This window comes from Dietzia sp. CQ4 (genome assembly GCF_014145125.1).
GTDB lineage: Bacteria > Actinomycetota > Actinomycetes > Mycobacteriales > Mycobacteriaceae > Dietzia > Dietzia natronolimnaea.
Genome location: NZ_JAALDZ010000241.1, coordinates 1 through 6,992, shown reverse-complemented (window position 1 = coordinate 6,992; position 6,992 = coordinate 1). Strand labels below are relative to the sequence as shown.

Genomic DNA, 6,992 nt, shown 5'->3' with positions numbered 1-6,992 from the left:
GCTGCCTGTCCGGTGGCGGCGGCCACCGCTCCCCCGCCGTCGACCGCGCCGTTCCGCGAGGTCAGAAGCGCTTGCTCGGTGGGGGCGTCGGTTGCGGCAGGCAGGCTCGTCGTCGTCCCCGTGCCAGCACCTGCGCCGACCGCGGGGACTCCTGCCGGATTCCCTCCTCCCCCGGCGGCGGCGAGGGCGGCGTGGCCGGGCGCGGCCGGACCAGCGGGTCGGACGACCCCGTCCACGTTCCAGGCCGAGACCAGGTCGAGTCCACTCGCGCCACCCAGCGCGGACGTCGAGATCACGCGGTACGGGCTGGGTATGTCCAGGTCGGCGAGGTTGGCGTCCATCACCGCGGGGCTGTAAACGGTGTTGACGATCGCTCGTGCCTGTTCTTCGGCGTCCTCCTGGGCTGCGGCCATCGCGGCAGCGGATTCGAGGGTCGGAGGGCCGTGGACGTAGCCGAAGCCCGGGGTGTTGACCTGGGCGGCCTGGAGGGTTGCGGACTCCTCGCCGATCCGTGACTTGGTGGTGCTGAAACCGTCCTCGGCGGTGCTCGCCTTGGTGGCCACCACTTCGAGGACCGTGGCCAGTCTGTCTACCGATTCGGTGAACGATCCCACCGAGGTGCTGGCCTGGTTAGCGAACTCACCCTGCCACTGGCTGCCCAGTGCGTTGCCCAGGCCGCTGCGCAGGTTGGCCGCCGCTGTGTGAAGGCTTGTCGCGACGGTGCTGACCCGATCCCGCACCTGCTGGAACTGCGCCGGATCCAGAGCCTGTGCCCCGGAGACCATCTTCGCCAGCGGGGCGCCCGATACCTCCTCGGGTCCCACTCGGTCATACCCGTGCAGCGTGCTGGTCCCGTCGGCTGAATCGAGAATCGCGGTCGTCGATCCAAGCGAACCCAACAACCCCAAACTCTGCAACCCGGCCGGCTCCTGCGCCGCCTTCCCCAGCGCCGCCGCCACCGCCTCATCCTGCGCCTCGATCAACCCTCCGGCGGCGGCGAAGAGCATAGCCATGGCTTTCGCCTGATCCACATAGCCGTTAAGCAAGGTTCGCAGGTCTTCTCCCACGAATAGCGAATACACGGTGCCGATTTGACGGGCGGTGTCGAAGGCTCCCGGAGCTATATTCTGATTGTCAAATGCCTCCGAGTTGGTGAGCCTTCCGATATCGCGAGAGAAATATTGACAAGCCCTCACACATGACTCTGCCGCTTCAATTGCAAGATGAACACTCATCAGTGGTCTCCTTTTGGAAAGCTCGCCGCTAGTGGGTCCATCGCTTCATCCAAGGAATCGCAGGGGTCAGCGAATCGCTCGCCCTTGAATTCGTGGAATGCCCCAAAGAGATCGAGTTTGGTCCATACAGTTCCGCGGTCGGTAAAAAGCATTTGAATGCACGTCTTTTCGAACGAATCGTCCGTTTCGACCACCTGGAGCCCTGGCCTTCCCACCACTTCATACTGCGGATCCCGCACCTCAAACATTGGGTCGGCCAAATAGTCATCGCGTGACTTCCAAGTGGCCAGCACACTTAGGTCGACTTCGTCAGATGACCAGCCGCACACCATGAGCCCTCCAGGTTGATGCCTGGTGTATTCCTCCACCTCTTCAACCGGCCCACCTACCCCCTGCTCCACCGCCTCGATGGGAATTTCGGCACACGGGTCGAAGAGGGCGGGCCGCTGCTCTATCGGCAGATCCCAGGGGTTGATCGTCTCCTCGGCGGCCGCTGGGCTCGTCGTCGTCGCCTGGCCGTTGTCCTGACTCACTCCGCACGCGGACATCACCGCGCAGGCCGCGAGCGCGGCGGCTGGTCCTCTTAATGTCCCCACGATCTGTTTGACGCCCCGTCCAACCAGATGGTTCCACCCGATTCGGGACGACTCCTCCGAAGAATCGGTTCGGCGATGGAACCGGCCGCTGACGTGCCCCGTCGTACCTGGTGACGGAACACGAGTCACAGGAGGAGATCGGGTGACTTACTCGGCGGGCGCGGTGCGGCGATGGGACGCCCGCGGCGTGACGACGGCGTGTGTGGCGAGCGCTGGTCGGCTCGCCATCGCCGAGGAGGCGCGCGGGGCCCTCTCCGAGAGTCGCCACAGCCTCGCCATGGGTTGGGAGGGCGTCGCCGCTGACGCGGTGCTGGATGCCGTCGACTCCGAGCTGCGCCACATCGACGCGCTTGCCGGCCATCTCGACGACCTGGTCAAGACCCTTGAACAGGCGGGTAATGCGCTCGACCCTGCGGTACAGGTGGTTCGCGACCGGATCTCCGAAGCCCAGGCTCGCGGCCTGGTCGTCCTCGATGATTCGCTCGCGCCCGCTGTCGGCCGCGACGACATCACCCAGGCCGAGGTCGACGATCATGCCGGGGCAATCGAAGAGGCTCTTGACGTCGTGGCCTCACTCGACCAGCACTACGGTCGCGCACTCGACGAGATCGCCGCGCGCTTGCACGACGCGATCCCACCGGAGCCCAACAGGGGCCCGGTCCCCGGCCCGGATGATCCTTGGCCCGGCGTGGCCGTCGACGCGCTCACCCGCGCCATGTCCGCGGGGCTCCCCAGGCGCGCCGACGAGCTCGACCCCCTCACCCGCGGTCGGCATGTTCTCAACCCCGCCCCCGACGACTACGGCCGGCGGGCCAGCGCCGGACTTCGCTTCGTCGGGAAGGTCGCGGGCCCCCTGGGCACCGGGATGACGGTGTACGACGGCGTGAATCGGTTCGCCCGTGGCGAAGGAAGCGCCTTCGAGATCGCTACGGAGACCGGTGGCGCCTTGGGCGGCGGAATGGCGAGCGGGGCGCTGCTCGGAGCCAGTGGCGGCTCCTACGCCGGCCCCTACGGCGCACTCGTCGGGGCCGGCGCAGGGGCAGCGGCAGGATCCCCCATGGGCAAGAAGTTCGGCGAACTGGCCTACAAATCGGTGACCGAACATCATGACCTGCTGCTCCGGCAGTACCACTACGCGATCTAGAAAGGAACCCGGATGGACCACACCGAGAACGAAATAGAACCTGCAGACGTCGGCGAGGGGGCCGAGGCGGACACGGACATCGACCCTCAACTGCAGCGCTGGGAGGAATTGGACCGCCGGGTGGCCTATCGCAGACAGCAGCTCAAGTCCGTGATCCAACCGTCCGACGTGGTGACCCTCATCGCGGCAGTCGTGATCTTCTACCTGTCGCTGGCCTGGTTGTTCATCTCGCCGATGATCAAGGCGTTCTGGCCCTGGTAACGGCTTCCGGATCGGTCGAAACGCCGCGTGAACTGCGTCGACGGACAGTGTCGTACCCGGGTGATCTAATCGAACACATGAGCGAGAACGGGAAATGCGACAGCGTGGGTGGAGAGTTGCGGGCGATCCTCGCCGCACTCGATCTGCACCTACAACGCGACTGGACCCACACCTCCTCGATGCAGCTGCACGCCGAGCTCGTCGCGCTCGAACAGGCCCAACGCCGGATCCGCGCGACCCAGGCCCGGGTCATGGCCGCGGCCCGGGAATCGGGCACCGCCCGTCAGATGGGCTTCGTCAACGACCGCCAGATGCTCACCGGCGGCCTGGGTCTGGCGCCCGGGGAGGCCTGCGGACGCCTTGACGATGCCGGGATCGCCGACTCCGCTCGCATGCGCGCCAGCGGTGCCGGCACGGTCTCGGCCGGGCAGCTGAGGATCATCGGTAAGGCGCTGGCCGCGCTGTCGGATGAGTGTGACGACGAGGTGCGCGATCGCCTGGAACAGCAACTGCTCGAGGCTGCCGAGAAGTCCACCACCCGGCAATTGCAGGAGCACGCGCATCAGCTACTCGACACCCTGGACCCGGGCCGCACCGAACGAGGTGCCGAAGAACGGGCCCGCCGCAGGTCGGTCTCATGCGGAGGCCAGGGACTGGACCTGATGGCCAGCGCCAGCATGACCATGGATCCGCAGCTGGCAGCCCTGATGCGCGAGGTGCACGCCCGCTGGGGCCAGCCCGGCCGATTGTGGCCTGACGCGGACGCGCCAGACACCCGGACCGACGGCCAGCGCATGCACGACGCGATGGTCCACGCCCTGCACCTGGCCCTGTCCGCCGACGCCCGCAAGACCGGAGCGCCGGCGGCGATCGTGGTGCGTGTCGACCTGGACCAGCTCACCACCCTTGCCGGCTGTGGCCTGACCGACGGCGGGATCCGCGTGCCCGTGCCCCAGGCGCTGGCGATGGCGCGTGGCAACCACTGGTTCCTCGCACTGTGCGACCAGGAGATGGATCTCAGGCTCTATCGCAGCCGCAGAACCGCCTCTCGATACCAACGGCTCGCCCTGTTCGCGGCGTACGGTGGCTGCACCCACCCGGATTGCGACCAGGACGCCAGACACTGCGAAGCGCACCACAGCGGATCACCCTGGTCAGCCGGAGGACTGACGAACATCGATCAACTCGCTCTGGCCAGCGGCGACTGCCACGCCATGATTCACGACACCGGCTGGAGCACGATCCCCGACCGCACCGCGCCGCAGGGAGTCCGATGGATCCCGCCCGCCGGCACACCGCGGGCCGCCGACCCGCCGCCGGCCAAGGCGGGACCGCCACCGCTGACGTCACTCGAGGCGCCGATCCTGCCCTTCGGGCTCCTCCGCGACCTCGACCACGCCATCCACGCACGCCTCCGCGCGGCCGGCATCGTCGAGGAGGCCGCGTGACCGCGGGGACTGTCAGGCGCCGCTCAGATGGGCAGGGTGGTGTCCGAGATGGCGAAGTCGCGGAGCCAGTCGATGAACAGGGCCCACGCGCCGGAGAGCAGCAGCAGGCCCACGATGATCAGCATGACGCCGCCGAACACCTGGATCGCGCGGGTGTGCTTCTGCAGCCACCCGACGGTCCGCATCGCCCAGGTGGAACCGAACGCGACCAACACGAACGGCAGCCCCAGACCCAGGCAGTACGCGACGATCAGCAACACACCCCGGGCGGCGTCGACACCCGTTCCCGCAGCCACGGAGAGCGCCGCGGCCAACGTCGGGCCGAGGCACGGCGTCCAACCCAGCGCGAAGACGGCGCCCAGCATCGGGGCGCCGATCCACGTCGAGAGCGACTTGGGCTGCATGCGCGTATCCCGCTGCAGGGTGGGCACGAGGCCGATGAAGACGAGCCCCATCAGGATCGTCACCACGCCGCCGAGGCGCTGCAGCAACTCCTGCTGCGGCGCCAGGTACTGCACGGTGCCCAGCACCATGGCGCTGAGCGCCACGAAGACCACGGTGAACCCGCCCACGAACAGCAGCGATGCCACCACCACCCGCGTACGCGAGGAACGGCGGGTGCGGCGTTCCTCCAGGGTCATCGTCGCCGTGGCGGCTCGTTGGCGCTCCGCGGCGGCCACGGTGACCGGGGGACGGTCGGCGCCCACGACACTGGCCAGGTACGCCACGTAGCCGGGCACAAGTGGGATCACGCACGGCGAGGCAAAGGACACGAGCCCCGCCAGGACGCACGCGCCCAGCGCCAGCAGGATCGGCCCGCTGGCCACGGTCTGCTGGAAGGTCTCGCCCACGCTCTGCGCGACCAGGATCATCTCCGGGTTCACACCGGCTCGACCTCCTCGGCCAGGATCGCGGACACGGTGTCCCGCAGCTTGTCATCGGTGATCTCGGCCAGGTACACGGCGGCCACCCGGTGCTGCTTGTCCAGGATGATCGTCGCCGGCACCACGGACGTCGGGAAGCCCCGCAGCGCCGCCACCGCGGCATTGCTCGGGTCCCAGATCGAGGGGAACGTGATGCCGTTGTCCTCCACGAAGTCGACGGGCTTCTGCCGGTTGGGGTCGCGCAGGTTGATGCCGAACACGGTGGCGCCCTGCGGTTCGAACTCGTCCTGCAACCGCTGGAGGTCGTCGGACTCCGCGCGACACGGGCCGCACCACTGGCCCCACAGGTTGAGGATCACGACCTGCCCCTCGAAGTCCTCCTGGACGTTGAGCGTGCGATCGGGGTCCAGCAGATCCGGGCCGGTGAGGGTCGCGACGGGTTTGCGCTCGGACGGGGGGTCGTAGTGGATCTCCAGCTGACCGTCCGGGCTGACGAACTCGAACGTCTCCGGGCCCGTCACCACCGCGTCGGTGCCGGTCGCGCACGCACCGGTGGCGAGGGCGCCCGCGAGGAGCAGGGCTCCGAGGGCGGCTTTGGGGCGTCGCATGGTTCAGGCTCCCGTCTGCGACGGGTCGGACGCACCCGCCGGTTCGGAGTAGACGACGTCGCGCAGCGTCGTGCCCTCGAAGACCAGCGAGGTGATCGAGGCCAGCGAACACTGCCGCGAGCGGGGGTCGTGCCACAGCCGCCGGCCCTCGAGGAACCGCCGAGTGGTGTACACGGGCAGCTGGTGGCTCACCAGCACCGCCTCGTGGCCGCGGGCGGAGTCGAGCGTGGAGTACACGGCCCCGATCATCCGGTGGGCGATCTGCAGGTACGGCTCGCCCCACGACGGTCGCAGCGGGTTGATCAGGATCGGCCAGTACTTCGGGTTACGCAGCGCCCCGCCCGGGCCGCCGACCTTGTTGCCCTCGAAGCGGTTGTCGGCCTCGATGATGTCGGCGTCGATCCCCACCGGCAGGCCCAGCGCCTCGGCCAACGGGGCGGCGGTCTCCTGGGCGCGCTGCAGCGGGGAGGCCACGATCGACACGATGTCGTGCCCCTGCCCGAGCGTGCGTGCCACGGTCTCGGCCTGACTGCGCCCCAGCTCGGAGAGCCGGAAGCCCGGCAGCCTGCCGTACAGCACTCCGTCGGGGTTGTGCACCTCGCCGTGCCGGACCAGGTGGACGATGGTCTGCGTCTCGGTCCCGCGGGCCGACGAGTCACGAGGTGCCGACGACGACGACGAGACCGGCTCGCCCGGAGCGGAGATCGTTCCGGGCGCGGCCCCGTACGCCTCGGCCCCCTCCTGCTGCTGCGGTGCGGAGGCCTCAACGGGGCGCGCGGTGGCCGCGGACCCGCCCAGCGAGGGCGGCGCCTCGGC

8 protein-coding genes are annotated in these 6,992 nt (G+C 68.7%); 3 read left to right on the top strand and 5 right to left on the bottom strand.

Annotated features, from left to right (window positions below; translation table 11 throughout):
- A partial coding sequence (locus G6031_RS13475) for a WXG100 family type VII secretion target (protein ID WP_182653534.1) occupies positions 1-1,235 on the bottom strand: 1,235 nt, incomplete at its 3' end.
- A complete protein-coding gene (locus G6031_RS13470) occupies positions 1,235-1,783 on the bottom strand; it encodes a DUF3558 family protein (RefSeq protein ID WP_241737348.1) in 549 nt (182 codons plus the stop codon). The genes G6031_RS13470 and G6031_RS13475, both read right to left, overlap by 1 nt.
- A gap of 190 nt (positions 1,784-1,973) precedes the next feature.
- Between G6031_RS13470 and G6031_RS13465 the strand changes: the two genes are divergently transcribed.
- The 3 genes from G6031_RS13465 to G6031_RS13455 all read left to right on the top strand — a co-directional run bounded on the left by G6031_RS13465 (position 1,974) and on the right by G6031_RS13455 (position 4,684).
- Positions 1,974-2,975 (top strand): hypothetical protein, encoded by a 1,002-nt coding sequence (locus G6031_RS13465; RefSeq protein WP_182653532.1) that lies wholly within the window; start codon positions 1,974-1,976, stop codon positions 2,973-2,975.
- 12 nt (positions 2,976-2,987) lie between these two features.
- Entirely contained in the window at positions 2,988-3,236 is a 249-nt protein-coding gene (locus tag G6031_RS13460; RefSeq protein ID WP_017837752.1) for a hypothetical protein, read from the top strand.
- Positions 3,237-3,313: 77 nt separating this feature from the next.
- On the top strand, positions 3,314-4,684 hold the full coding sequence (locus G6031_RS13455) for an HNH endonuclease signature motif containing protein (RefSeq protein WP_182653531.1): 1,371 nt from the start codon (positions 3,314-3,316) through the stop codon (positions 4,682-4,684).
- 23 nt (positions 4,685-4,707) lie between these two features.
- Here G6031_RS13455 and G6031_RS13450 read toward each other — a convergent pair whose 3' ends face one another.
- Genes G6031_RS13450 through G6031_RS13440 form a run of 3 tightly spaced genes read right to left on the bottom strand, consistent with a single transcriptional unit; the run spans position 4,708 to position 6,800 of the window.
- Positions 4,708-5,568, bottom strand: coding sequence for a cytochrome c biogenesis CcdA family protein (locus G6031_RS13450; RefSeq protein WP_182653530.1), 861 nt, complete (start codon positions 5,566-5,568; stop codon positions 4,708-4,710).
- A complete protein-coding gene (locus G6031_RS13445; protein ID WP_182644991.1) occupies positions 5,565-6,176 on the bottom strand; it encodes a TlpA disulfide reductase family protein in 612 nt (203 codons plus the stop codon). The genes G6031_RS13450 and G6031_RS13445 overlap by 4 nt, the downstream gene beginning before the upstream one ends.
- Before the next feature lie 3 nt (positions 6,177-6,179).
- Positions 6,180-6,800: a histidine phosphatase family protein gene (locus G6031_RS13440; protein ID WP_182644993.1), complete on the bottom strand. Its 621-nt coding sequence runs from the start codon at positions 6,798-6,800 to the stop codon at positions 6,180-6,182.
- Positions 6,801-6,992 lie beyond the last annotated feature (192 nt).